Below are 22364 nucleotides of genomic sequence, written 5' to 3' on the forward strand. Positions count from 1 at the left end.
GCGGCACCCCCGCGCGGCCTCACTCGACCGGATCCTCGTGACCGGCCGCCGCGCTGCGGACCCCGGGCAACTCGGCGAGCTCACCGGCGAGCCCGGATACTTCGCCGCGGCCCTCCAGTAACAGGGTGACCGCGGCGATGCGCTGACCCTCGTCGGTCACGCTCGCCCGCTCGACGGAAACATGCTGCACCGACCAGCCGCGCTCGGTGCACACCGAGAGCACCGTGCGCAGCACCCCACGGCCGTCGACATAGCTCAGATACAGCGTCGGCGGCTCGCGGCGGAGTCTGCGGATGATCCGCGACAGCGGCGGAAACCCACGCGCGACGAGGAAGTGCACGGCGGTTGCGCCGATCCCCAGGACGGGAAGGCCCGCCCCGCAGGCCATGCCCACCGCCGCGGCGACCCAGACGGTGGCCGCGGTGGTCAGCCCGCGCACGACGTCCTGCCGGACGAAGATCAACCCGCCACCGATGAAACCGATTCCGGAGACGACCTGCGCGGCGACTCGCGACGGGTCGATGGAGACCTGCTCGATGCCCAGCAGGTCGGCGAATCCGTACTTGGACACCAGCATGAACACAGCCGAGCCCACACCGACCAGCGTGTGCGTGCGCAGCCCCGCGCTCTTCGCCCCGGCCTCGCGTTCGAGGCCGATCACCCCGGTCAGCACCATGGCCAGCAGCAGCGGTGGCAGCAGCGCCCACTGCCCTCCCGTGGACCAGACGGCATACACGGGCACCTCCTTCGAGTCGGCAGCGGTTCTGCGAGGATCCGGCCGGTGCGGATCGACGTGGTAACCATCTTCCCCGGCTACCTTGCGCCTCTGCGGGAGTCGCTGCTGGGCCGGGCGGCCGACGCCGGGCTGATCGAGGTCGCTCTGCACGACTTGCGGAGCTGGACCCACGACGTGCACCAGACCGTCGACGACGCTCCGTACGGTGGTGGGCCCGGCATGGTCATGCGGCCGCAGGTCTGGGGTGAGGCGCTCGACGCGGTGATCGCGTCCGACTCCCGGCCGCCACGGCTGGTCGTCCCGGCACCTGCGGGACGGTCGTTCACCCAGGCCACAGCGCGCGCCTACGCGACCGAGCAGCGGCTCGTGTTCGCCTGCGGTCGCTACGAGGGTATCGACCAGCGAGTTGTGGATCATTATAGCCGACAGTTCCCGGTGGACGAGGTGAGCATCGGCGACTACGTCCTGGTCGGCGGCGAGGCCGCGGTGCTGGTGATCGTCGAGGCGGTGGCCCGGTTGCTGCCCGGAGTGCTCGGCAACCCGCGCTCGGCGGCCGAGGACTCCTTCTCCGACGGACTGCTGGAGGGCCCGGCCTACACCCGCCCCGAGGTCTGGCGCGGGCAGGCGGTGCCCGAGGTGCTGCGCAGCGGCAACCACGGCGCCATCGCCCGCTGGCGTCGCGACCGGGCGCTCGAGCGCACCGCGAAGCGGCGGCCGGATCTGCTGGCCGCGCTGCCCGAAGACCGACTCGACGCGGCCGACCAGGCGTTCCTTGCCGGGCTCCGCGAGGAGCCCTGAGCCGGCGGGTCGGGCCGGCCCGCCGGGCCGGTTGCGCTGTGCAAACGGCGGTCTGGCACTATGGACGAGTTGCCAGCGCCCGACGCCTGCGTCGGGGCCGCCGGGCGCCACCCGTCGAGTGGAGCGGCGCCCCAAGCATGACCGCAATCAGACGAGGACGGACCTGCGCGATGAACACCCTGGACGCACTGGACGCACAGCTGCTGCGTTCCGATATCCCCGCCTTCCGGCCGGGTGACACGCTCAAGGTGCACGTGAAGGTCATCGAGGGCACCCGGTCCCGGATCCAGATCTTCCAGGGCGTCGTCATCCGCCGGCACGGTGCCGGCGCGCGCGAGACCTTCACCGTCCGCAAGGTCTCGTTCGGCGTCGGGGTCGAGCGCACGTTCCCCGTGCATTCGCCGAACATCGACAAGATCGAGGTGTTCACCCGCGGGGATGTTCGCCGGGCGAAGCTCTACTACCTCCGTGACCTCCGCGGCAAGGCCGCGAAGATCAAGGAGAAGCGGGAGACCCCGACCGCGTCGTGACCGTCACCCTCCCGTGATGGTTCGGTGACGTAGCCTCGTGGGCGTGGCGCTACCCGAGCTCCCCGACGACCGGCGGGCCCCGCCCCGGCGGCACGGTCCGGCGAACCCGGCTGCGTCCTCGAGTTCTTCGACTCCGGGGCGCCGCGCCGCCCAGCCGATGCCCGGACTGCCGGAACCCCCGCCGGTCGGCCCGCGCAACGGTCGGCCGCTGCCGCCGTCGGGTCCCCCGGGATTCTCGAGCGGGGGCGCTCCGTCCGGTCCGGTCAATGGCCGCCGGGCGCCGGGCGGTCACCCGGCGCCGAGCCGAAACGGCCACTCCGGTCCGCCGCCGCCACGCGAGGCTGCCCCGCGGTACCCGGGCAACGAGGGTCCTCCGCCTCGGGACGAGGCCGAGCCGACCCAGCCGGTTGCCCGGCAACCCGCTCCGCCCCCGCAGCTCGCGGAGGAGCAGGCCGACGACCGCCCTGCCGCGCCGAGGACCTCCGCCGAGCGGGCCACCAGCCCGGGTCGGCACCGCAGGCGGGAAGCCGAGTCGCCTTCGGGTCGTCCGGCATCGTCCTACCAGCAGGAATCCCGTTCGGATTCGACATCGCGCCGCCCGCCGCGGGGCGGACGCCGACGGCGCGCGTCGTTCTGGAAGGAACTGCCGCTGCTCGTCGCGGTGGCGCTGCTGTTGACCTTCCTCATCCAGACCTTCATCGCAAAGGTCTACGTCATCCCCTCCGGGTCGATGGAGACCACGTTGCACGGCTGCACCGGCTGCAACAACGACCGGGTCCTCGTCGACAAGGTCGTCTATCGGTTCTCCGACCCGCAGCCGGGCGATGTCGTCGTCTTCCGGGGTCCGGACAGCTGGCGCAGCGAGGCGCCCGTCGCGCAGCCGTCCAGCCCGCTGGGTCGGGGCCTGCAGCAGCTCGGCTCGCTGATCGGCCTCGCACCGCCGGATGAGAAGGACTTCGTCAAGCGCGTCATCGCCGTCGGCGGCCAGACCGTGTCGTGCTGCGACTCGCGCAACCGCGTTCTGGTCGACGGGGAGCCGCTCGACGAGTCCTATCTCTACTATCTGCCCGAGGCGGGCCCGGCCCGGCAGATCCCGTTCGGGCCGATCCAGGTGCCGGCCGCTGAGCTGTGGATGATGGGCGACAGCCGCAACAACTCCGCGGACTCCCGGGTGCCCGGGCATGGCCCCGTCCCGATCGAGAACGTCATCGGCAAGGCCCGGATGGTCGTGCTGCCCTTCGACCGGTTCGGCTGGATCGACTCCGCCGACCCGCAGGTCCGGGCGATCGGCATGTCCGAGACGGGGATCGGTGGACCTGGAGCGCCGCTCGCGCTCGGTCTGCTCGGTACACTCCCGCTGGCCACCGGGTGCCGGTGGCGCAGGTGCTGGGAGAACGGGGATGGTCCGGTGAGCGACTTTCTGCCGACGCTGCCTGGGCCCGCGTGGCATGGCCGTGGCGGTGCCGGGCCTGGTTCCCGGCTCGGCGGTCGGTGCTGACGGGACGACCCGTGCCGGCACGTCCCAGCGGCTCTTCCCGCCGCGCACCGAGAACCGTGCTGCCCGCCCAGTGGCGACCCGCGCGCGCCGTCGTCCGCCGGTCGGCCGGCAGTTGGACCTTGCAGAGCACGCTGCACCGGCACGGCCTCGGCCCGGTCGCCGGAGTCGACGAGGCCGGCCGTGGGGCGTGTGCCGGCCCGCTCGTCGTGGCGGCCTGCGTACTGCGGCCCGGCGACGGCAAGCGGCTGGCCGGGCTGACCGACTCCAAGCTGCTGAGCCCCGCCGTCCGCGAGGAGTTCCACCGGCTCATCACCCGGCACGCCGAGGACTACGCGGTGGTGGTCATCCCACCCGCCGAGGTCGACCGCCGCGGCGTCCACGCGGCCAACATCCAGGGCATGCGCCGGGCCGTGGCCGGACTCGCCGGCCCGCCCGGGTACGTGCTGACCGACGGTTTCCCGGTCCGCGGCTTCGGCCGTCCGGCGCTCGCGGTGCCGAAGGGCGACCAGGTTGCGGCGTGCGTCGCGGCGGCGTCCGTGCTGGCCAAGGTGACCAGGGACCGGATCATGGTCGAGCTCGACGCGCGGCTGCCGCAGTACGGATTCGCCCTGCACAAGGGCTACTGCACGCCCGTCCACGCCGCGGCGCTGGCCGAGTTCGGGCCCAGCGCGGAGCATCGGTACTCGTTCGTCAACGTCTCGGGGGCCGCCGCCATCCGCGCCGCCGTGGAGGACGCGGAGGCGCTGGTCCACAATGGGGACCTCATGCCGGAGGCGGTGTCGGCGGAATCTGCCGTCGCGGGGGGAGTGGAGCTGTGAGCGCCGAGGATCTCGAGAAGTACGAGACCGAGATGGAGCTCACGCTCTACAAGGAGTACCGGGACATCGTGGCTCAGTTCTCCTACGTGGTGGAGACCGAACGCCGCTTCTACCTGGCCAACTCGGTCGACGTGGCTCCGCGCAACGCCGAGGGCGAGATCTACTTCGAGGTTCGGATGTCCGACGCGTGGGTGTGGGACATGTACCGACCCGCGCGGTTCGTCAAGAACGTCCGGGTCCTCACGTTCAAGGATGTGAACATCGAGGAGCTCGACAAGCCCGATCTGCGGCTGCCCGGGGGCGCCACCTTCGGCTCCTGACGGGCGCCGTGGCCGCAACCATGCCGGCATCGCGTCGCGCGTACGTGCGCGCCCTACACCCACGCCCCGACAGCCGCGGCCCGTCGCGGCCGTGACGGCCCTGGTCATCCACATCGGGGCCGGGTTGTCCACAGCCGGGCCGATGCCTCTCCCGCGGCCGGGCCAGCGCCGCGATCGTGGATGCCATGGCAGCCAAGGATGCGCTCGGCCGCCGCGGCGAGGACGTCGCGGTCGAGTACCTGGAAAAACGCGGACTGGTCGTGCTGACCCGGAACTGGCGGTGCCGGGACGGGGAACTCGACGTCGTCGCCACCGATGCCGACAAGCTCGTCGTCTGCGAGGTCAAGACCCGGTCGGGCACGGGTTTCGGTGAGCCGGCAGAGGCCGTGACGGGTCGCAAGGCCGCGCGGATCCGGCGCGTCACGCAGGCCTGGCTCGCCGCGCACAAGGTGCGGTGGTGCGAGGTCCGGTTCGACGTCGTCGCGGTGCTGATCGAACCGGGACACCCGGCCACGTTGCAGCACTACGAGGCGGCGTTCTGATGGCCGCACTCGCCCGCGCGTGGTCAGTGGCGCTGCACGGGGTCGAGGGGCATGCCGTCGAGATCGAGGCGGCCATCGGCGGTGGGCTGCCGGGAATCCACCTGGTCGGGCTGCCCGACGCCGCGCTGCACGAGTCCAAGGACCGAGTCCGCGCGGCGGTGGTGAACTCCGGGCGCTCGTGGCCGAACGAGCGGATCGTGCTGGCGCTCTCGCCTGCGACGCTGCCCAAGGCCGGCTCGGGATTCGATCTCGCGCTGGCCTGCTGCGTTCTTGCGGCCGCCGGTGTCGTGAGCCAGTCGGCGCTGGAGCGGACCGTCCTGCTCGGGGAGCTCGCGCTCGACGGCAGGCTGCGCCCGGTCCGCGGGGTGCTGCCCTGCCTGCTGGCGGCGCGGGCGGCCGAGCTCGGGCGAGTGGTGGTGCCGGCCGCGACGCTTCCGGAGGCCGCGCTGGTCGACGGCCTCGACGTGCACGGCGCCGAATCGCTTTCCGAGGTGCTCGCCTGGCTGATGTCCGGCCGGCCGTTGCGTCGCCCCGGGTCCATCGCACCGTGCCTGCGGACCGAACCGCCCGACCTCGCCGACGTCGTCGGGCAGCCCGACGCGCGGCACGCCCTCGAGGTCGCCGCCGCGGGCGGACACCACCTGCTCATGGTCGGTCCACCGGGCACGGGCAAGACGATGCTGGCCCAGCGGATCGTCGGCCTGCTGCCCGCGCTCGAGCCCGATGACGCGCTGGCGCTCGCCGCGATCCGGTCGGTGGCCGGACGGCTGCCCGAGGACGAGCCGCTGAGCACGGCAGCCCCGTTCGTGGCGCCCCACCACTCGACGTCGATGGCGGCGCTGGTGGGTGGGGGAAGCCGGACCGCGAAGCCCGGGGCCGTATCGCTGGCCCACCGCGGGATCCTGTTCCTGGACGAATGCGCGGAGTTCGGTCCGCATCTGCTGGAATCACTGCGCACCCCGCTCGAGGAGGGGGAGGTGCGGCTGGCCAGGGCCGAGGGCACCGTGCGCTATCCGGGGCGCTTCCAGCTCATTCTCGCGGCGAACCCGTGCCCCTGCGCGCCCCCGCACGACCGGGACTGCATCTGCCCCTCCCTGGTACGCCGTCGCTATCTGGGCCGGCTGTCCGGGCCGCTGCTCGACCGGGTCGACCTGCGGACGCGCATGCAGCCGGTCACCGCGCTGACCGGCGCCGGCGAGGCCGCGGAGGACACGGCGACGGTCCGGGCGCGTGTGCTCACCGCCCGCGCGGCGGCCGCCACCCGCTGGGCCGCGCACGGTTGGCGGACCAACGCCGAGGTGCCGGGCCCGGTCCTGCGCACCCGGTTCGCGCTGCCCCGCTCGGCGACCCGTCCGCTCGACGCGGGCCTACGTGTCGGGGAGCTCACCGCGCGCGGTGCCGACCGGGCGCTGCGGGTCGCGTGGACGCTGAGCGATCTTGCCGGCCTCGACCGTCCCGAGCGCGAGACGGTCGAGATGGCCCTGTACTTCCGGGACCGGAGGGCGTCGTGAGCCCGCCGGAGCCGGCGGTCGCGGCGGCGTGTGTCGAGCGCGGGGTGCTGCTCGCCCGCGCCTATCTCTCCCGGGTCGCCGAGCCGCCCGCGGCCGCGCTGGCGGCCTTCGTCGAGGACGTCGGGGCCGTCGAGGCGGCCGAGCGGGTCCGCCGCGGCGCGGTCCCGGAGAAGGTGGCCCGGCAGACCGAGGCCCGCCGCGGCGTCGATCGTGCGCAGACCGACCTCGCCTGTGCCGAGGGCATCGGCGCCCGGTTGCTGGTGCCCGAGGATTCCGGCTGGCCACGGTGGCCCTTCGCCGCCTTCGCCCTCACCGGCGATCCAGATCTCGCCCCGCCGCTCGCGCTGTGGGTGCGGGGACCCGCGCGGCTGGCCGAGCTGAGCGAACGTGCCGTCGCCGTGGTGGGCGCGCGGGCGGCGACGGGGTACGGCGTCCACATCGCATGCGATATCGCCGGCGGGCTGGCCGAACGGGAATGCACAGTCGTCTCAGGCGCCGCGATCGGCATCGACGGCGCTGCGCATCGCGGGGCGCTCGCGGCCGGCGGGCCGACGGTCGCCGTTCTGGCCTGCGGCATCGACCGGGCCTACCCGGCGGCGCACGCTGCGCTGCTGCATCGGATCGGAGAGTCCGGGCTCGTCGTCACCGAATACCCGCCCACGGCGGTCCCGGCCCGGCATCGCTTTCTCGTCCGCAACCGGCTGCTCGCGGGGATGGCCGGCGGCACCCTTCTCGTCGAGGCCGGCCTGCGCAGCGGGGCCCAGCGCACCGCCGCCGACGCCCTCGCCCTCGGCAGGCTCGTCATGGCCGTTCCGGGCCCGGTGACATCGGGAATGTCCGCGGGCTGCCATGAGCTCATCCGCAAGGGCGCGCTTCTGGTCAGCAGGGTCGAGGAGGTGCTGGAGGCCGTCGGCAGGCTGGGCATCGACCTGGCCGCCGAGCCGGATCGGCCGGTGCAGCCGACCGACGGGCTGGATCCGGTGCAGGTACGGGTGCACGACGCGCTGCCCGCGCGTGCCGCCCGCGACATCTGCTGGCTGATGCTGGAATCGGGGTTACCGATCGAGGTCGTCCGGCCCGCACTGGTCGAGCTGGAGCGCCGGGGTCTCGCGGAGTACCGCGAGGGCCGGTGGCAGCGTCCGTCGTGGCCGCGGACGGGGCAGCGGTGAACGCGCCGGGAGCGGGCCGAGCGCGCGGAACGGTCGTCCACCGCGTGCTGGGCGCCGGTGCGGTGAGGGCGTGGCGGTGCTTGACCGGGCATGACCCGGCCTGCACTGTCGGATCATGGTCCGCCCCGCACCCGAGCTCGCCCCGGAGCCCGCCGCGGCGTTGGAGGCGTTCCTCCGGTACCTCGCAGTGGAGCGCGGCCGTTCGCCGAACACGGTCCGCGCGTATCGGAACGATCTGACCGCCCTGCTCGCGCGGTTGCCCGGCGTCGAGCTCGCCGCGCTCGACCTGAGCATGCTGCGGGGTTGGCTGGCCGGGGCGCATGCGGCGGGCGTCGAGCGGGCGACGCTGGTCCGCCGGGCCGCCGCGGCCCGTACGTTCACCGCGTGGGCCCACAGAACCGGCCTGCTCGCCACCGACCCCGGCATCCGTCTGGAGTCTCCGCGTCCGACCCGGAAGCTACCTGCGGTCGTGACCGCGCGGCAGGCGTCCGACCTGCTCGACGCGGCCTGCTCCGGAGCCGCGGAGAACGACCCGGTCGCCCTGCGCGACCTGCTGCTGCTCGAGTTGCTCTACGCGACGGGGGTCCGGGTCGCGGAGGTATGCGGTCTCGACGTCGCCGATGTGGACGGGGAGCGGCGAACCCTGCGCGTGTGTGGCAAGGGCGATCGTGAGCGGACCGTGGTGTACGGCGTCCCGGCGGAGCGGGCGCTGACTCGATGGTGGCAGCTGGGCCGTCCGGCGCTGGTGCGGGCGGGATCGCCGCCCGCGCTGCTGCTGGGGGCGCGCGGCGGGCGGCTCGACCCGCGGGTCGCCCGATCGGTCGTGCACCGGGCGGTGTCGGCCGTGCCGGGCGCCCCGGACATCGGGCCGCACGGGCTGCGGCACGCCGCGGCGACGCATCTGCTCGACGGTGGCGCGGATCTCCGCTACGTCCAGGAGCTCCTCGGGCACGCCACGCTGTCGACGACGCAGCTCTACACGCATGTGACCGCCGACCGGCTGAAGGTGGTCCACGACCGGGCGCATCCCAGGGCGTGATCGGTTCCCGGTCTCCGGGACGCAGGTCGAGCAGCGTCACCGGGCGGGCCAGCCGGGCTCCCGCTCCGGGACCGGAAGCAGGCGCAGCCGGGTGGGGCTCACCAGCAGGAGCGGGTCGAGGTAGTCGGCCTCGCCGCGACGGACCCCCCAGTGCAGGCAGGCCGGATCCGGGCAGCCCGGATGGCCCGGTTCGAGGCCGCCGAGGACCTCGCCGCGACGGACGACGGCCCCCGCGGCGACGGCGGCGGTCACCGGCTCGTAGGTGGTGCGCAAGCCGTCGTCGTGCTGCACGGAGACGACCCCGCGCCCGGCGAGGGGTCCGGCGAACACGACCGTGCCCTCCCGGGCGGCGCGCACCGACTGGCCGGGCCGGCCGACGAGGTCGACCCCCCGGTGCCCGGGACCGTAACGGTGCGCTGGCTCCCGGAACGGGTTGCCGACCGCCGGTGGGGGATCCAGCGGCCAGCCATAGCCTGGTTCGAGCGCGGGTGCGCCCGGGTCGGACGGGGCCGGGCGGGGCTGGTCCGGCGCGGCGGCAGCGACCCCGCCGAGCCCGCCCAGGGCGGCCGCCGCCACCAGCGCGACGGCAGCCGCCAACCCCCGGGCACCCGTCCGTGTCGCCCCCGCTGCCATGGCCCCAGCGTGGCCGGTCGACGCGCCCGCGGACACCGTCGCACCCGCGGTTGTGGACGGCCGGATCCGGTTGTGGACAACCGGGGCGGCTCGCGGAAGTCCGGATGAGCTCGATCGGTGCCGACGCGTACACTTGCGCTGCACCTTGAGGCTCTCGAGGTGACTACGCGCGCTCGCGTGCCCGGTGCCGGCCGCCTCTCGGCGGCCCGGTGAAGGGAACGGTTTCCGGGCGGTCCCGCGAATCCACGGCTCGCACGACCGGTGCCGGGGGAGCGGGTCCGGACGCCGACGCGGCGCCAGGATGGCCGTCAACCGGCGGCCTGTGAACCGCATGCGCGGCGAGTCGCCGCGCCCGAGCGAGAGGTGAACATCGGCAATGGCCGTCGTCACCATGAAGCAGCTGCTGGACTCCGGTGTGCACTTCGGGCACCAGACCCGCCGCTGGAACCCGAAGATGAAGCGCTACATCCTCACCGAGCGCAACGGCATCTACATCATCGACCTGCAGCAGACGCTCTCCTACATCGACCGCGCCTACGAGTTCGTCCGGGAGACGGTCGCGCACGGCGGGTCGGTCCTGTTCGTCGGCACCAAGAAGCAGGCGCAGGAGGCCATCGCCGAGGAGGCCGGCCGAGTCAACATGCCGTACGTGAACCAGCGCTGGCTGGGCGGCATGCTCACCAACTTCCAGACCGTGCACAAGCGGCTGCAGCGCCTCAAGGAGCTGGAGTCGATGGAGCAGACGGGGGGTTTCGAGGGTCGCACCAAGAAGGAGATCCTCATGCTCACCCGCGAGAAGGACAAGCTCGAGAAGACTCTGGGCGGCATCCGGGACATGTCCAAGGCCCCGAGCGCGGTCTGGGTGGTCGACACCAAGAAGGAGCACATCGCCGTCGGTGAGGCCCGCAAGCTGGGCATCCCGGTCGTCTCCATCCTGGACACCAACTGCGACCCCGACGAGGTGGACTTCCCGATCCCGGGCAACGACGACGCCATTCGCTCGGCGGCGCTGCTCACGAAGGTGATCGCGCGCGCCGCGGCCGACGGTCTGATGGCCCGTTCGGCCCGCAGCGGTGGCCGGGCCGCCGACGGTGAGGACAAGCCGGAGGCGGGTGTGGCCAGCGACGAGCCGCTGGCGGAGTGGGAGCAGGATCTGCTCGCGGGTGGCAGTGAGGTCGGATCCGACGGCGCGAGCCTGTCGGGCGCGGGTGCCAACGCCGACGCGCCCAACGCCGCGTCCAACCCGGCGCCGACCAGCACCAGCAACGGCACCCAGCAGACCGCCGGCTGACCAGTCCCGCAACGGTGGCGGCCGGTCCGTCGTGCTCTCGGACCGGCCGCCACCCGTCATCCCGATCCGCATCGACAAGAGGACGAAGAGACCACAGCGATGGCGAACTACACCGCCGCCGACGTCAAGCGGCTCCGCGAGCTCACCGGCTCCGGAATGATGGACTGTAAGAAGGCCCTCGAGGAGTCCGACGGCGACATCGAGAAGGCCGTCGAGTTGCTCCGTATCAAGGGCGCGAAGGACGTCGGCAAGCGCGCCGAGCGCACCACCTCCAACGGTCTGGTCGCGGCCAGCGTCGACGGGGCCGGCACCATGGTCGAGCTCGACTGCGAGACCGACTTCGTCGCCAAGAGCGCCGACTTCCAGGAGCTCGCCGACCAGATCCTGCAGGTCGCGATCGACCGCAAGCCCGCCGACGTCGAGAGCCTGCGCGGCGCCGCGCTCGGCGACGCAACGGTCGAGGACGCGATCCAGGCCCTTTCGGCCCGCATCGGTGAGAAGCTCGAGCTCAAACGCTACGTCCGGCTCGACGGCCCGGTTGCGCTGTATCTGCACCGCCGCGCCACCGACCTGCCGCCCGCCATCGGCGTGCTGGTCGCCTACGACGGTTCCGGTGACAGCGCCGTGCAGACCGCCCGCGATATCGCGATGCACATCGCCGCCGCCCGCCCGGGCTACACCACCCGCGAGGAGGTGCCTGCGGACGTGGTCGACAACGAGAAGCGCATCGCCGAGGCCACCGCCCGCGAGGAGGGCAAGCCGGAGAACGTTCTGCCGCGCATCGTCGAGGGTCGCCTCACGGGCTTTTTCAAGGACGTCGTACTGCTGGAGCAGGCGTCGGTGCAGGACTCGAAGAAGACCGTGAAGGCGCTGCTCGACGACGCCGGTGTCGCGGTCAAGACCTTCGTCCGTTTCGAGGTAGGCCAGGCCTGAGGCCGGGCCGGGCAGCGATGAACGAGCACGGGATCGACGCCAGCACCCCCCGCCCCGGTTTCCGTCGCGTGCTGCTGAAGCTCGGCGGCGAGATGTTCGGCGGTGGGGGTCTCGGCGTCGATCCCGTGGTCGTCGAGACGGTCGCGCGGCAGATCGCCGAAGTCGTCCACAGCGGTGTCGAGATCGCCGTGGTGATCGGGGGCGGCAACTTCTTCCGCGGTTCGGAGTTGCAGCAGCGCGGGATGGACCGGGCCCGCGCCGACTACATGGGCATGCTCGCGACCGTGATGAACTGCCTTGCGCTGCAGGACTTCCTGGAGCGTCAGCACCGCATCGACACCCGCGTGCAGACCGCGATCACGATGGGGCAGGTCGCCGAGGCCTACATCCCGCGGCGCGCGATGCGGCACCTGGAGAAGGGCCGCGTCGTGATCTTCGGCGCAGGGGTGGGAATGCCCTACTTCTCCACCGACACGGCCGGGGCCCAGCGCGCCCTGGAGATCGGGTGCGAGGCATTGCTGCTGGCCAAGGGCGTTGACGGCGTCTACACCGCCGACCCGAAGACCAACGGAGACGCGGAGCTGTTCAGCGAGATCACCCACCGCGAGGTTCTCGAGCGCGGACTCAAGGTCGCTGACGCGACGGCGTTCAGCCTGTGCATGGACAACCGGATGCCGATCATCGTGTTCAACCTCCTGACCGAGGGCAACATCGCGCGAGCGGTGCGAGGTGAGAGGATCGGCACGCTGGTCAGCACGCCCGAGAGCAGGGAGCAGCCATGATCGACGAGGCCCTTTTCAACGCCGAGGAGAAGATGGAGAAGGCCGTCTCGGTGGCAAAGGACGATCTGGCGAGCGTCCGCACCGGGCGGGCGACGCCCGCGATGTTCTCGCGGGTGGCCGTCGACTACTACGGTGCGATGACGCCGATCAACCAGCTCGCCTCGGTGACGGTGCCCGAGGCCCGGATGGCGGTGATCAAGCCCTACGACGCCGGCCAGCTGGCGGCGCTGGAGAAGGCGATCCGCAATTCCGACCTCGGCGTCAACCCGACCAACGACGGCCAGATCATCCGGGTGGTGATCCCGCAGCTGTCCGAGGAGCGTCGTCGCGAGATGGCGAAGGTCGCCCGCGCCAAGGGCGAGGAGGCCCGGGTCACGATCCGCAACATCCGCCGCAAGGCGATGGAGGAACTGCACCGCATCGTCAAGGAGGGCGAGGCGGGCGAGGACGAGGTCGGCCGCGCCGAGAAGGAACTGCAGGCCACCACCGACCGCTACGTTCACCAGGTCGACGAGCTGGTCAAGAACAAGGAAACCGAGCTCCTCGAAGTCTGATCGCGTTCGGTGAGTACGTCCCGTGAGTCCGCGGCTGCCGCGGCGCCGATGGTGCCGACGGTCGGTCCCATGAGCCCGGGCCTGTCCGACGCGGCGCCGCCCTCTCGTTCGTCGCGGCTTGGCCGCAACCTCGCCGCGGCCATCGCCGTCGGCCTCGGGCTTGGCGCGGTGATCCTGCTGGCGCTGTTGTTCGTCCGGCAGTACTTCATCGTGGTGCTGGCCGTGGCCGCGGCCGTCGGAACCTGGGAGATCGCCGGGGCGCTGCGCCGTGGCGCGGGCATCCGGGTGCCGCTGCCCGTGTTGCTCGTCGGCGGGCAGGCCATGGTCTGGTTGAGCTGGCCGTTCGGGTTGTCCGGGCTGGCGGTGTCGTTCGCGGCGACGGTGCTCGCGTGTCTGCTGTGGCGGATGCGCGGCGGGGCCGCGGACTACCTGCGCGACATCGGGGCCAGCGTGTTCACCGCGGCCTATGTGCCGTTGTTCGTCTCGTTCGCGACGCTGCTGGTGGTCCCGGCCGACGGAGTCGGAAGAACACTCACGTTCCTGATCTGCGTGGTGGCCTCCGATGTGGGCGGTTACGCGGCCGGTGTGCTCGCGGGCAGGCATCCGATGGCTCCGATGATCAGCCCGAAGAAGTCCTGGGAGGGCTTCGCGGGCTCGCAGGTGACCGGCATGGTCGCGGGCTCGCTGTGTCTGGTGTTGCTCCTGGACGCCCAGTGGTGGCTCGGGGCGATCACCGGCGCCGTGCTGGTGACCACCGCGACGCTCGGCGACCTCATCGAGTCGTTGATCAAGCGTGATCTCGGGATCAAGGACATGGGCGCGCTGCTGCCCGGGCACGGGGGGCTGATGGATCGGATGGACTCGCTGCTGCCGGCGGCTTTCGTGTCGTGGGCGGTGTTGAGCATCGCCGTGCCGGTGGGGTGAGGAACTGGTTCGCGGGCTTCGGCGGGCAGCTCAAGCCCGGACCGGCGATACCCAGCCCGAACATCTGGAACTGGCCGGACATCTACGAGCGGGAGAACGCCGCCCAGGACGCCGACCGCGAGATCTGGGCGGTGCTGCGCGAACTCGCTTCGTGGGCCGGGACGGACGTGCTCGACATCGGCTGCGGGGACGGATACCACCTCCCGCTTTTCGCCGCCGAAGCCAGGTCGGTCATCGGCATCGAGCCGCATCCACCGCTGGTCGATCGGGCCCGTGCCCGCACCGCCGGGCTGGCCAGGGTACGGGTTTTCGAGGCCGGAGCCGCGGCGCTACCGCTGCCCGACCGCAGCATCGACCTCGCGCATGCGCGCACCGCGTACTTCTTCGGCCCTGGCTGCGAGGCCGGGCTTGCCGAGGCTGACCGGGTGCTGCGTCCCGGCGGCGCCCTGGCGATCGTCGACCTCGACTTCACCGCGGCTCCGTACGGCGACTGGCTGCGGGCCGATCTGCCGCGCTACAACCCGGCCGCGGTCGAACGTTACTTCGCCGTGCGTGACTTCACGATGCGCCGGGTGCCGACGGTCTGGCGCTTCGCCGACCGGCCCACGCTCGAGGCGGTGCTGCGCATCGAGTTCTCCGCGGCGGTGGCCGAGCGGGCCATCGCCACGACGCCCGGGTTGACCATTCCGGTCGGCTATCGGGTGCACCTCCGCCGCAAACCGATCCGCCCTGTGAGTGCGTAACAGTGTTCTAACACTGTTACGCACTCACAGGGCCGCTAGGCCAGGGAAATCTCTCCGTCGTTGACCGTGATCGGCTGGGGTGCCAGGCCGCTCGCGGCCGGGCCGCTCGTCACCGAGCCGTCGAGGGCGAAGACGCTGCCGTGGCACGGGCAGATGAGCGAGGTGCCCTGGACTCCGTTGATCTTGCAGCCCTGATGCGGGCACACCGTGGAGAATCCGGCGAACTCTCCGGCAGCTGCCTGGGTGACGACCACGCCCTGAGTCCGGTAGACCTTCGCGCTTCCGACCGGGACCTCGGCGGTGGGGCCGAGGACTGTGCCGGCCCCGCCGGTCCCACCGGTCCCGCCGCTGCCGGCGGCTGACCTCGGTGTCGTCGAACAGCCGGTGACGGCGAGGGTCGCACCGATCGCGGCGGCGCCGGCGCCGGTCACCACGGCGCGACGGCTGAGCGGGGCGGGGTAGGCACCGGCTGTGGGCTCGGTGTCCTGATCGGACATGGATCCTCTCCTTCAGTGGGCTGGGCGGTGGCCGTGATCGGCAGGCTGTTCCACGATGCCATCCCCGGGATGCGCGCCCGAGGGGTGGCACCGTCCTGCCGGCCGGGGTGGATACCGTGGTTGCATGACACGCCCCTATCGCGTGCCCGACCAGGTCGTCGTGCCCTACCTGGAGGTGATCATCGGCGCGGCGTGGTGGGTGGCCGGAACGCTCGCCCTGCCGTCCGGCATCGGGACGGTGCTGATGGCAGCGGGTCTCGGCGTCACCGGCGCACTCTGGACCACCGCCCGGCGCCGCTTCGGTTCGGGCGCGCGGCTCGGCTCGGAGCGTCGGTCGCGGCTGCTGCGGCTCGTGCTCGCGGCGCTCGGGCTCGTCGTGCTGGCGATCGTCGGACTCGGTGCGACCGGCTGGACGGAGCTGGCGACCCCGGTGGTGTGCGGGATCGTCGGAGCGGCGCTGTTCCCGCTGGCCTCGCTGCTGCAGGAACGCTCCTACGTCGCGGTCGGTGGGCTGCTGCTGGTGCTCGGTGCCGCCGGGGCGCTGCTGGCGCTGGACGCGGCGGGCAGCACCGGGCCGCAGGGCCTGGTCGGCATGGGCGCCGCGGCGGTGCTGTGGATGGCCGGAGCGGTCCGGCTCGGTCTGCTGGCGGACGTGCGGGACCGGGGGCGGCGCTGAGCGGAGCTCGGTCGGGCGGAGCAGCCGCAGCTGGCACAATCGAGGGGCCATGACCTCCCTTCCGCTGGTCTTCGAGGCGCCCCAGCGCGCCATGCCGCCCCGCCATCTCGCCGATCTCGACCCGACCGAGCGCCGGGCCGTCGCCGGCGAGCTCGGTCTGCCCGCGTTCCGGATCGACCAGCTCGCCCGGCACTACTTCGGCCGGTTCATCGCGGACGTCGAGGCGATGACCGACGTCCCGGCCGCGGGACGTGAGCGGCTGCGCGTGTTGCTGCCCACGCTGGTCACCCCGGTCACGGTGCAGACGGCCGACCGCGGCGCCACCCGCAAGACGCTTTGGCGCGGCCTGGACGGCACGCTGACCGAATCGGTGTTGATGGGCTATCCGGACCGGGCGACGGTGTGCATCTCCAGCCAGGCCGGCTGCGGGATGGCCTGCCCGTTCTGCGCGACCGGGCAGGGCGGGCTGAAGCGGAACCTGTCCACCGCGGAGATCGTCGATCAGGTTCGGCAGGCCGCCGCGGCGGCCCGGGACGGTGCCCTCGGCGAGCCGACCCGGTTGTCCAACGTCGTGTTCATGGGGATGGGCGAGCCGCTGGCCAACTACAAACGCGTGGTCGCGGCCGTTCGGCGGATTATCGATCCGTCGCCGAACGGTCTGGGGATCTCGGCCCGGGGAGTCACGGTGTCCACGGTCGGGTTGGTCCCGGGGATCGAGCGGCTCGCGGCCGAGGGACTGCCCGTCACCCTCGCCGTCTCCCTGCACACCCCCGACGACGAGCTGCGCGACACGCTGGTCCCGGTCAACAACCGGTGGAAGGTCGAGGAGGTGCTCGCCGCCGCGCACCGCTACGCGCGGACGACCGGGCGGCGGGTGTCCATCGAGTACGCCCTGATCCGCGACGTCAACGATCAGCCGTGGCGCGCCGAGCTACTCGGCACGCTGCTGCGCAGACACATCGGTGCCCGGCTGGTCCATGTCAACCTGATCCCGCTCAACCCCACCCCGGGCAGCGAATGGGACGCTTCGCCGCGTCCGGTACAGGACGAGTTCGTCGCCCGGGTCCGCGCCGCCGGGGTCGCGTGCACCGTCCGGGACACCCGGGGCCGGGAGATCGACGCCGCCTGCGGCCAGCTCGCCGCCTCCCCTCCCGTGAGTGCGTGACAGTGTCAGAACACTGTCACGCACTCACAGGCCTCGTCGATCTGCGGCGCCGCGCTCAGAGCCCGGCGACGAAGCGCGTGAGCAGCCGGGCGAATTCTGCCCGCTCGGCCGGGGTCCAGCCGTCCATCGCGGCGGCGAAACGGGACCGGCGGTGCCGGTGTACCGCGGCCAACCGCTCGCGGCCCATCTCGGTCAGCATGAGCCGGGACCGTCTGCCGTCGTGCTGTTCGGCCTCCCGGCGCACGAACCCGGCAGCCACCGCCCCGGCCGCGAGCTTGCTCGCCCGCGGCTGATCGACGCCGAGCGCCGCGGCGAGCGCCGTGACGCCCAGGCTCCGGCCGGCCTGCTCAGCCTCCTCGATGGTGTCCAGCACCTGCTGGACCGTGTCATCTGCCGCCCCGGCCTCGCGGGCGAGCGTGCGCCGCGTCTGCCGCCGCCGCACGGCGATCATCGCCGCCTCGACCTGATCGATCGCGTCGCGCATGGAACATAATTCTAGACATGTACATACCTGAAGACAACAAACCGATCGGCTGGTGGCTGCGTCACGTCGACGGCCTCATCGAGCGCGGGTTCGAGGCCGCGCTCGTCGACGAGGGCGCCACGCGGCGGCAGTGGCAGGTGCTCAACGTGCTGGCCGACGGCGCCGCCGAGGTGGCGGCGATCGAGGCCGCGCTCGCCCCGTTCCTCGCCGAAGCCGGCGATGCCGAGGCGGTGCTGGCCGCGCTCGCCGCCCGTGGCTGGGTGCGCATCGACGGGCCTTCCGTCGCGCTCGCCCCGGACGGCGCGGCCGCCCGGGAGCGGATGACGGCGGCCGTGCGACGACACCGGGCTCGGACGGTCCAGGGCATCGGCGAGCAGGAGTACGCGTCCCTGATCGCGACGCTGCGCCGGATGGCCGACAACCTGTCGTGACGGAGCGGGGTGGTCACCGTGGCCGATCACCAGACAGACTGGGCGGGTGTGCCTGCCTGTGACGCCGCCCGTCGCGCCGATGCTGGCCAAGCCCATCGACGACATCCCCGCCGGCCAGATCTACGAGCCGAAGTGGGACGGCTTCCGGTCCATCATCTTCCGGGACGGCGACGAGGTGGAGATCGGCAGCCGCAACGAGCGGCCGATGACCCGATACTTCCCCGAGATCGTCGAGGCCGCCCGGGCGAACTTCCCCGAGCGCGCGGTGATCGACGGGGAGATCGTGGTGGCCGATACCGGGCGCAACACCCTCGACTTCGAGGCGCTCCAGCAGCGCATCCACCCCGCCGCGAGCCGGGTGACGCTGCTCGCCGAGCAGACCCCGGCCAGCTTCATCGCCTTCGACCTGCTCGCTCTGGGCGACGACGACCTCACCGAGAGGCCGTTCGAGCAGCGCCGGGCGTTGCTGGAGGAGGCGCTGACCGGGGCCGCGCCGCCGGTGTACCTCACCCCGGTCACCCGCGACCTCGAGACCGCGCGCCGATGGTTCGAGCAGTTCGAGGGTGCCGGCCTGGACGGGCTCATCGCCAAGCGGCTCGACCTGCCCTACCAACCCGACAGGCGGGTGATGAGCAAGATCAAGCACGAGCGGACGGCCGACTGCGTCGTCGCGGGGTACCGGGTGCACAAGTCGGGGCCGGACGCGCTGGGCTCGCTGCTGCTCGGGCTCTACGACGAACGCGGGGTGCTGAACTCCGTCGGCGTCGTCGGCGCGTTCCCGATGGCCATCCGCAGGGAGCTGTTCGTCGAGCTCCAGCCGCTGGTCACGACGTTCGACGGGCACCCATGGAACTGGGCCGCCCACGAGCAGGGCGAGCGGACGCCCCGCAAGAACGAAGCCAGTCGCTGGAACGCCGGCAAGGACCTGTCGTTCGTCCCGCTGCGGCCCGAGCGGGTCATCGAGGTGCGCTACGACTACATGGAGGGTCAGCGGTTCCGGCATACTGCGCAGTTCGTGCGCTGGCGACCCGACCGCGACCCGATCTCATGCACCTATGAGCAACTCCTACGGCCCATCCGCTTCGACCTCGCCGACGTGCTCACCAGCGGCTGAGCGCAGCGCCGTCATCGTGAGCGAGCCGGTTCGACACGGGTCCCCGGGGGCTTCCTGAGCCACGCGGTCGACTCGCTGTCCCAGCCGTCCATCTGAAAGACTCCGCGCGGCGTTTCGACCCGCACGCCGTGCGTGTGCACCAGCCCGCGGGTCGTCAGCCGGACCGCGTCGTAGTCCTCTGCCACGCGTTCCCAGTAAACCCGGACGTTGTCGCGCCGGGAATCCGGATATCGCAGGCACAGCCGACGGTAGTCCTTCAGCGAGTCGATCTCATAGCATCGTATCTCCGTCTCGCGGAAGAACACCGAATGCAGGTGTCGCCCCCGACCGAAGAACTCGAATTGCTCGCCGTATTCCCAGGCGCTCTGTCCATTGGCCTGATAGGACGAGGTCCACCTGGCACCCATTGGTTTGTCGGGCATCGTGCGGAGGGCGGGGGTCAGGCTCACCGGCCCGAAGTTGGGTGCTGTGGAGTACCAGGCCTGCGGCGACCTGAGGGGGAGCGCGAACCATCCGGCGCGCAGCCGCTCGTCGAGCACTGTCGCGAATTCGTCGGGGACGCGGTCGGGAAAGTCCGGCGCCGTCGCGTCGCTGGACAGGAAGAAGGACGCGATGACGATGCTCTGGTAAAGATCGAGATCGTCGAGGACGGCGAGCCGGGAAACCATCCGTTGGAACGTGGAGTACAACCCGCGGACAACGGGCGCAGCGGAGAGGGACACGTGATCAGTCCTGGAATTGATCGTGGAGCAGGTGCGGCCCGATCCTCAGCAGTTCACTACGACGGCGGGCGACCATTGGTCGAACCGCTCGTAACGCTGGCCGCCATCCACGATCAGGAAGTTGGCCTTCGACTTGTAGCGTGCACCGTTGATACATGGCTCGTTGGCTGCCGCGTTCACGAATTTCGCGTCCTCGTCCTTCCCGGCGCTCGAATTCACGAGGTAGAAGTACCCGGGCTGCGTCTCCCGGTACAGATACGACTGCACACCAAGATACTCCTTCGGAGTCGTACAGCTGATGACCTGGAGGGCGTTGGTGCGTCCGGGCTCGTGGTGGGAGTGGTGCGGGTGGCCGAGCTTGAGCTTGCTGGCCGCCACCGCGGTGGCCAGAGCTGTGAACTGGACGAACACTCCACGCATCGATCTCTCCGAACCGTCGTCATTCTGAATGATCTTGAGAATATTGATCTTCAGCTCACGAGGTCACTCCACAACGGTGGGACCGCACGCCATACGGAGAGTGACGAATCGGCGGCTTGCCTCTCCTATCCATGCGGCCGTCACCGGGATGGGCGAGGATCGGCGACGTGTTTGTAAGCGGTGTGCCGTGGCCCGGCTGAGCGCGGACGATCTGCAGGCGGCGCGCGACCGGACCGTCGGCGACGTGCTGCCCGGCCCCGCCGATCCGCCGCTGCGGGTGCTGTTCTGCGGGATCAATCCCGGGCTGGTCTCCGCGGCGACCGGATATCACTTCGCCCGGCCGGGCAACCGGTTTTGGCCGGTGCTGCACGCGTCCGGCTTCACCCCGCGGCGCCTGATGCCCGCCGAGCAGCGCGAGCTCGCCACGCTGGGGCTGGGCATCACGAACCTGGCGGCCAGGGCCACCGCGCGGGCCGACGAGCTGACCCGCGACGAGCTCGTCGCGGGTGGACGGCGGCTGCGGGCCCTGGTGGCGCGGCACCGGCCGCGATGGCTCGCGGTCGTCGGCATCACCGCCTACCGGGTGGCGTTCGCCGAGCCGAGGGCCGCCGTCGGCCCACAGGAGCAGGGGTTTGGCGACACGCGCGTGTGGGTGCTGCCCAACCCCAGCGGGCTCAACGCGCACTGGTCACGCGAGGCGATGACCGAGGAGTACACCCGGCTCCGTATCGCCGCAGCTCAACGCCGATTGTGAGTGCGTAACAGTGTTAGAACACTGTTACGCACTCACCGGGGGTCGCGGTCGGCCCATTCCAGCAGCTCGTCGAGCAGGAACACCGCGTCGTCGATCCCGGTGTGCACGTCCCCCAGCTCGGCGAACCGCGCGGGCACGGTGGCGATGGTGAATTCGCGCGGGTCGACGTCGGCGATCTCGTCCCAGCGGACCGGGGTGGACACCACGGCCTCGGGCACTCCGCGCACCGAGTAGGCGCTGCGGATGGTGTGGTCGCGGGCGTTCTGGTTGTAGTCCACGAAGATCGACTTCGGGTCGCGGTCCTTGCGCCACCAGGTCAGGTCCACCAGGTCACCGGCGCGGCGCGCGACCTCGACGGCGAACGCGTGGGCGGCGCGCCGGACGTCCGTGAAGCCCCAGTGCGGCTCGATTCGCACATAGACGTGCAGACCCTTGCCGCCGGAGGTCTTCGGCCAACCGACCGCGCCGATCCCGTCGAGCACCTCCTGGACCACCCCCGCGACCCGCCGGACGTCGGCGAAGCTCGCCTGTGGCATCGGGTCGAGGTCGATGCGCCACTCGTCGGGTTGTTCGACGTCCGTGCATCGCGAGTTCCAGGGATGAAACTCCACCGTCGACATCTGGACGGCCCACACCACGTCCGCGACGTGGGTCACGCACAGCTCGTCGGCGTGCCGGTTCCACCGGGGAAAATGGACCCGTACCGTGCGCACCCAGTCCGGCGCGCCGTGGGGCAGCCGCTTCTGGTGGACCTTCTCCCCAGTGACACCGGTGGGGAAGCGGTGCAGCATACACGGCCTGTTGCGGAGCGCACGCACGATCCCGTCGCCCACGGCGAGGTAGTAGCGCGCCAGATCCAGCTTGGTCTCCCCGCGGGCCGGGAAGTAGACCCGGTCCGGGTTGCTGATCCGGACGGTCCGGTCGCCGATCTCGAGTTCGACGGCCGGACTCGTGCGCTCGGCGATGGCGGCCGCCCGCGGTCAGCGCCGCCAGGCGTGGCGCTTGCGAAGCGCGCTGTTGATCAGTCCGAACACGATGACCAGCGCGGGGATGACCATCCAGAGGATCTCGGTGTAGCTGACGGAGTGACCGATCAACATGAGCGGCAGCAGGATCGCAGAGATGATCCCGGCGATGACGGTGCCCTTCGGGAACCCGCCGTGCCAGCCCCACTCCGCGGACGGCTCGTCCATCGGATCAACCTGCGGCCGCTTCGCCAGCTCCCGAGAATTGCTCGCCACGCCGTCCTCCCAACGCCTGTGTGTGCGGGCTCATCGTCG

At 71.7% G+C, this 22364-nt stretch carries 28 protein-coding genes; 20 read left to right on the forward strand and 8 right to left on the reverse strand.

Annotated features, from left to right (window positions below):
• Positions 1-19: 19 nt before the first annotated feature.
• Positions 20-676 (reverse strand): MgtC/SapB family protein, encoded by a 657-nt coding sequence (locus G567_RS0100380; protein WP_051232077.1) that lies wholly within the window; start codon positions 674-676, stop codon positions 20-22.
• A 105-nt stretch (positions 677-781) separates the two neighbouring features.
• Between G567_RS0100380 and trmD the strand changes: the two genes are divergently transcribed.
• From trmD to G567_RS0100425, 9 genes are all read left to right on the forward strand, one after another.
• Entirely contained in the window at positions 782-1534 is a 753-nt protein-coding gene (trmD, locus tag G567_RS0100385) for a tRNA (guanosine(37)-N1)-methyltransferase TrmD (protein WP_028928396.1), read from the forward strand.
• Between the two features lie 170 nt (positions 1535-1704).
• Positions 1705-2064, forward strand: coding sequence for a 50S ribosomal protein L19 (rplS, locus tag G567_RS0100390; protein WP_028928397.1), 360 nt, complete (start codon positions 1705-1707; stop codon positions 2062-2064).
• Between the two features lie 157 nt (positions 2065-2221).
• A complete protein-coding gene (lepB, locus tag G567_RS25945; RefSeq protein WP_211223819.1) occupies positions 2222-3562 on the forward strand; it encodes a signal peptidase I in 1341 nt (446 codons plus the stop codon).
• A gap of 56 nt (positions 3563-3618) precedes the next feature.
• A complete protein-coding gene (locus tag G567_RS25950; protein ID WP_051232000.1) occupies positions 3619-4380 on the forward strand; it encodes a ribonuclease HII in 762 nt (253 codons plus the stop codon).
• The gene (locus G567_RS0100405; protein WP_028928398.1) at positions 4377-4700 is read left to right on the forward strand and encodes a DUF2469 domain-containing protein; all 324 of its coding nucleotides are present in this window, start codon (positions 4377-4379) and stop codon (positions 4698-4700) included. The genes G567_RS25950 and G567_RS0100405 overlap by 4 nt, the downstream gene beginning before the upstream one ends.
• Before the next feature lie 185 nt (positions 4701-4885).
• Positions 4886-5242: a YraN family protein gene (locus tag G567_RS0100410; protein WP_028928399.1), complete on the forward strand. Its 357-nt coding sequence runs from the start codon at positions 4886-4888 to the stop codon at positions 5240-5242.
• The gene (locus G567_RS0100415; RefSeq protein WP_028928400.1) at positions 5242-6753 is read left to right on the forward strand and encodes a YifB family Mg chelatase-like AAA ATPase; all 1512 of its coding nucleotides are present in this window, start codon (positions 5242-5244) and stop codon (positions 6751-6753) included. Before G567_RS0100410 ends, G567_RS0100415 begins: the two co-directional genes overlap by 1 nt.
• Positions 6750-7922: a DNA-processing protein DprA gene (gene dprA / locus G567_RS0100420; RefSeq protein WP_051232001.1), complete on the forward strand. Its 1173-nt coding sequence runs from the start codon at positions 6750-6752 to the stop codon at positions 7920-7922. The genes G567_RS0100415 and dprA overlap by 4 nt, the downstream gene beginning before the upstream one ends.
• 115 nt (positions 7923-8037) lie before the next feature.
• Entirely contained in the window at positions 8038-8961 is a 924-nt protein-coding gene (locus G567_RS0100425) for a tyrosine-type recombinase/integrase (protein ID WP_051232002.1), read from the forward strand.
• Positions 8962-8997: 36 nt separating this feature from the next.
• Here the strand turns inward: G567_RS0100425 and G567_RS25955 are convergent, their stop codons facing one another.
• Positions 8998-9594, reverse strand: coding sequence for a M23 family metallopeptidase (locus G567_RS25955; RefSeq protein WP_084795620.1), 597 nt, complete (start codon positions 9592-9594; stop codon positions 8998-9000).
• A 376-nt stretch (positions 9595-9970) separates the two neighbouring features.
• On the opposite strand from G567_RS25955, the gene rpsB reads away from it, so the two are divergent.
• The 6 genes from rpsB to G567_RS0100460 all read left to right on the forward strand — a co-directional run bounded on the left by rpsB (position 9971) and on the right by G567_RS0100460 (position 14821).
• The gene (gene rpsB, locus G567_RS0100435) at positions 9971-10885 is read left to right on the forward strand and encodes a 30S ribosomal protein S2 (RefSeq protein ID WP_028928403.1); all 915 of its coding nucleotides are present in this window, start codon (positions 9971-9973) and stop codon (positions 10883-10885) included.
• Positions 10886-10984: 99 nt separating this feature from the next.
• Positions 10985-11818 carry a translation elongation factor Ts gene (gene tsf, locus G567_RS0100440; RefSeq protein ID WP_028928404.1) on the forward strand — a complete coding sequence of 278 codons (834 nt, stop codon included), beginning with the start codon at positions 10985-10987 and terminating at the stop codon, positions 11816-11818.
• A 17-nt stretch (positions 11819-11835) separates the two neighbouring features.
• Positions 11836-12600, forward strand: a complete 765-nt coding sequence (gene pyrH, locus G567_RS0100445) for a UMP kinase (protein ID WP_028928405.1) — start codon at positions 11836-11838, stop codon at positions 12598-12600.
• The gene (gene frr, locus G567_RS0100450; RefSeq protein ID WP_028928406.1) at positions 12597-13154 is read left to right on the forward strand and encodes a ribosome recycling factor; all 558 of its coding nucleotides are present in this window, start codon (positions 12597-12599) and stop codon (positions 13152-13154) included. Before pyrH ends, frr begins: the two co-directional genes overlap by 4 nt.
• A 69-nt stretch (positions 13155-13223) precedes the next feature.
• On the forward strand, positions 13224-14078 hold the full coding sequence (locus G567_RS0100455) for a phosphatidate cytidylyltransferase (protein ID WP_028928407.1): 855 nt from the start codon (positions 13224-13226) through the stop codon (positions 14076-14078).
• Positions 14075-14821: a class I SAM-dependent methyltransferase gene (locus G567_RS0100460; protein WP_028928408.1), complete on the forward strand. Its 747-nt coding sequence runs from the start codon at positions 14075-14077 to the stop codon at positions 14819-14821. Before G567_RS0100455 ends, G567_RS0100460 begins: the two co-directional genes overlap by 4 nt.
• A gap of 35 nt (positions 14822-14856) precedes the next feature.
• Here the strand turns inward: G567_RS0100460 and G567_RS0100465 are convergent, their stop codons facing one another.
• Positions 14857-15318: a QcrA and Rieske domain-containing protein gene (locus G567_RS0100465; protein WP_028928409.1), complete on the reverse strand. Its 462-nt coding sequence runs from the start codon at positions 15316-15318 to the stop codon at positions 14857-14859.
• A gap of 124 nt (positions 15319-15442) precedes the next feature.
• On the opposite strand from G567_RS0100465, the gene G567_RS0100470 reads away from it, so the two are divergent.
• Positions 15443-15994 carry a hypothetical protein gene (locus tag G567_RS0100470; RefSeq protein ID WP_147201004.1) on the forward strand — a complete coding sequence of 184 codons (552 nt, stop codon included), beginning with the start codon at positions 15443-15445 and terminating at the stop codon, positions 15992-15994.
• 49 nt (positions 15995-16043) lie between these two features.
• Positions 16044-17159: a dual-specificity RNA methyltransferase RlmN gene (gene rlmN, locus G567_RS0100475; protein ID WP_028928411.1), complete on the forward strand. Its 1116-nt coding sequence runs from the start codon at positions 16044-16046 to the stop codon at positions 17157-17159.
• 55 nt (positions 17160-17214) lie between these two features.
• Here rlmN and G567_RS0100480 read toward each other — a convergent pair whose 3' ends face one another.
• Positions 17215-17643, reverse strand: coding sequence for a MarR family winged helix-turn-helix transcriptional regulator (locus tag G567_RS0100480; RefSeq protein ID WP_028928412.1), 429 nt, complete (start codon positions 17641-17643; stop codon positions 17215-17217).
• A gap of 17 nt (positions 17644-17660) precedes the next feature.
• Between G567_RS0100480 and G567_RS0100485 the strand changes: the two genes are divergently transcribed.
• Positions 17661-18074: a hypothetical protein gene (locus G567_RS0100485; RefSeq protein ID WP_037055217.1), complete on the forward strand. Its 414-nt coding sequence runs from the start codon at positions 17661-17663 to the stop codon at positions 18072-18074.
• A gap of 46 nt (positions 18075-18120) precedes the next feature.
• Positions 18121-19188: an ATP-dependent DNA ligase gene (locus G567_RS0100490; protein WP_028928414.1), complete on the forward strand. Its 1068-nt coding sequence runs from the start codon at positions 18121-18123 to the stop codon at positions 19186-19188.
• An 11-nt stretch (positions 19189-19199) separates the two neighbouring features.
• Here G567_RS0100490 and G567_RS25960 read toward each other — a convergent pair whose 3' ends face one another.
• Positions 19200-19856 carry a hypothetical protein gene (locus G567_RS25960; protein WP_147201005.1) on the reverse strand — a complete coding sequence of 219 codons (657 nt, stop codon included), beginning with the start codon at positions 19854-19856 and terminating at the stop codon, positions 19200-19202.
• Between the two features lie 99 nt (positions 19857-19955).
• Positions 19956-20330, reverse strand: coding sequence for a hypothetical protein (locus G567_RS0100500; RefSeq protein WP_147201006.1), 375 nt, complete (start codon positions 20328-20330; stop codon positions 19956-19958).
• Positions 20331-20478: 148 nt separating this feature from the next.
• Here G567_RS0100500 and mug point away from each other — a divergent pair, with 148 nt between their 5' ends.
• Positions 20479-21084, forward strand: coding sequence for a G/U mismatch-specific DNA glycosylase (mug, locus tag G567_RS0100505; RefSeq protein WP_186814197.1), 606 nt, complete (start codon positions 20479-20481; stop codon positions 21082-21084).
• 32 nt (positions 21085-21116) lie between these two features.
• On the opposite strand, the gene ligD is transcribed toward mug, so the two are convergent.
• Both ligD and G567_RS0100515 read right to left on the reverse strand, forming a co-directional pair.
• Positions 21117-22049: a non-homologous end-joining DNA ligase gene (ligD, locus tag G567_RS0100510; protein WP_028928417.1), complete on the reverse strand. Its 933-nt coding sequence runs from the start codon at positions 22047-22049 to the stop codon at positions 21117-21119.
• A 15-nt stretch (positions 22050-22064) separates the two neighbouring features.
• A complete protein-coding gene (locus G567_RS0100515) occupies positions 22065-22325 on the reverse strand; it encodes a DUF2631 domain-containing protein (protein WP_051232004.1) in 261 nt (86 codons plus the stop codon).
• Between the last annotated feature and the right edge of the window lie 39 nt (positions 22326-22364).

The organism is Pseudonocardia asaccharolytica DSM 44247 = NBRC 16224, from assembly GCF_000423625.1.
In the GTDB taxonomy this organism is placed as follows: domain Bacteria; phylum Actinomycetota; class Actinomycetes; order Mycobacteriales; family Pseudonocardiaceae; genus Pseudonocardia; species Pseudonocardia asaccharolytica.

Excerpts from the sequence above, each read along its gene's own strand:
- G567_RS25955 (WP_084795620.1), bottom strand. The coding sequence starts at position 9,594 with ATGGCAGCGGGGGCGACACGGACGGGTGCCCGGGGGTTGGCGGCTGCC.
- frr (WP_028928406.1), top strand. The coding sequence starts at position 12,597 with ATGATCGACGAGGCCCTTTTCAACGCCGAGGAGAAGATGGAGAAGGCC.
- pyrH (WP_028928405.1), top strand. The coding sequence starts at position 11,836 with ATGAACGAGCACGGGATCGACGCCAGCACCCCCCGCCCCGGTTTCCGT.
- rlmN (WP_028928411.1), top strand. The coding sequence starts at position 16,044 with ATGACCTCCCTTCCGCTGGTCTTCGAGGCGCCCCAGCGCGCCATGCCG.
- G567_RS0100480 (WP_028928412.1), bottom strand. The coding sequence starts at position 17,643 with ATGCGCGACGCGATCGATCAGGTCGAGGCGGCGATGATCGCCGTGCGG.
- lepB (WP_211223819.1), top strand. The coding sequence starts at position 2,222 with ATGCCCGGACTGCCGGAACCCCCGCCGGTCGGCCCGCGCAACGGTCGG.
- G567_RS0100470 (WP_147201004.1), top strand. The coding sequence starts at position 15,443 with ATGACACGCCCCTATCGCGTGCCCGACCAGGTCGTCGTGCCCTACCTG.
- G567_RS25960 (WP_147201005.1), bottom strand. The coding sequence starts at position 19,856 with ATGGTTTCCCGGCTCGCCGTCCTCGACGATCTCGATCTTTACCAGAGC.
- tsf (WP_028928404.1), top strand. The coding sequence starts at position 10,985 with ATGGCGAACTACACCGCCGCCGACGTCAAGCGGCTCCGCGAGCTCACC.
- G567_RS0100410 (WP_028928399.1), top strand. The coding sequence starts at position 4,886 with ATGGCAGCCAAGGATGCGCTCGGCCGCCGCGGCGAGGACGTCGCGGTC.
- G567_RS0100380 (WP_051232077.1), bottom strand. The coding sequence starts at position 676 with ATGGTGCTGACCGGGGTGATCGGCCTCGAACGCGAGGCCGGGGCGAAG.
- G567_RS0100415 (WP_028928400.1), top strand. The coding sequence starts at position 5,242 with ATGGCCGCACTCGCCCGCGCGTGGTCAGTGGCGCTGCACGGGGTCGAG.
- G567_RS0100500 (WP_147201006.1), bottom strand. The coding sequence starts at position 20,330 with ATGCGTGGAGTGTTCGTCCAGTTCACAGCTCTGGCCACCGCGGTGGCG.
- G567_RS0100455 (WP_028928407.1), top strand. The coding sequence starts at position 13,224 with ATGAGCCCGGGCCTGTCCGACGCGGCGCCGCCCTCTCGTTCGTCGCGG.
- G567_RS0100465 (WP_028928409.1), bottom strand. The coding sequence starts at position 15,318 with ATGTCCGATCAGGACACCGAGCCCACAGCCGGTGCCTACCCCGCCCCG.
- G567_RS0100485 (WP_037055217.1), top strand. The coding sequence starts at position 17,661 with ATGTACATACCTGAAGACAACAAACCGATCGGCTGGTGGCTGCGTCAC.
- rpsB (WP_028928403.1), top strand. The coding sequence starts at position 9,971 with ATGGCCGTCGTCACCATGAAGCAGCTGCTGGACTCCGGTGTGCACTTC.
- rplS (WP_028928397.1), top strand. The coding sequence starts at position 1,705 with ATGAACACCCTGGACGCACTGGACGCACAGCTGCTGCGTTCCGATATC.
- mug (WP_186814197.1), top strand. The coding sequence starts at position 20,479 with ATGGGCGAGGATCGGCGACGTGTTTGTAAGCGGTGTGCCGTGGCCCGG.
- G567_RS0100425 (WP_051232002.1), top strand. The coding sequence starts at position 8,038 with ATGGTCCGCCCCGCACCCGAGCTCGCCCCGGAGCCCGCCGCGGCGTTG.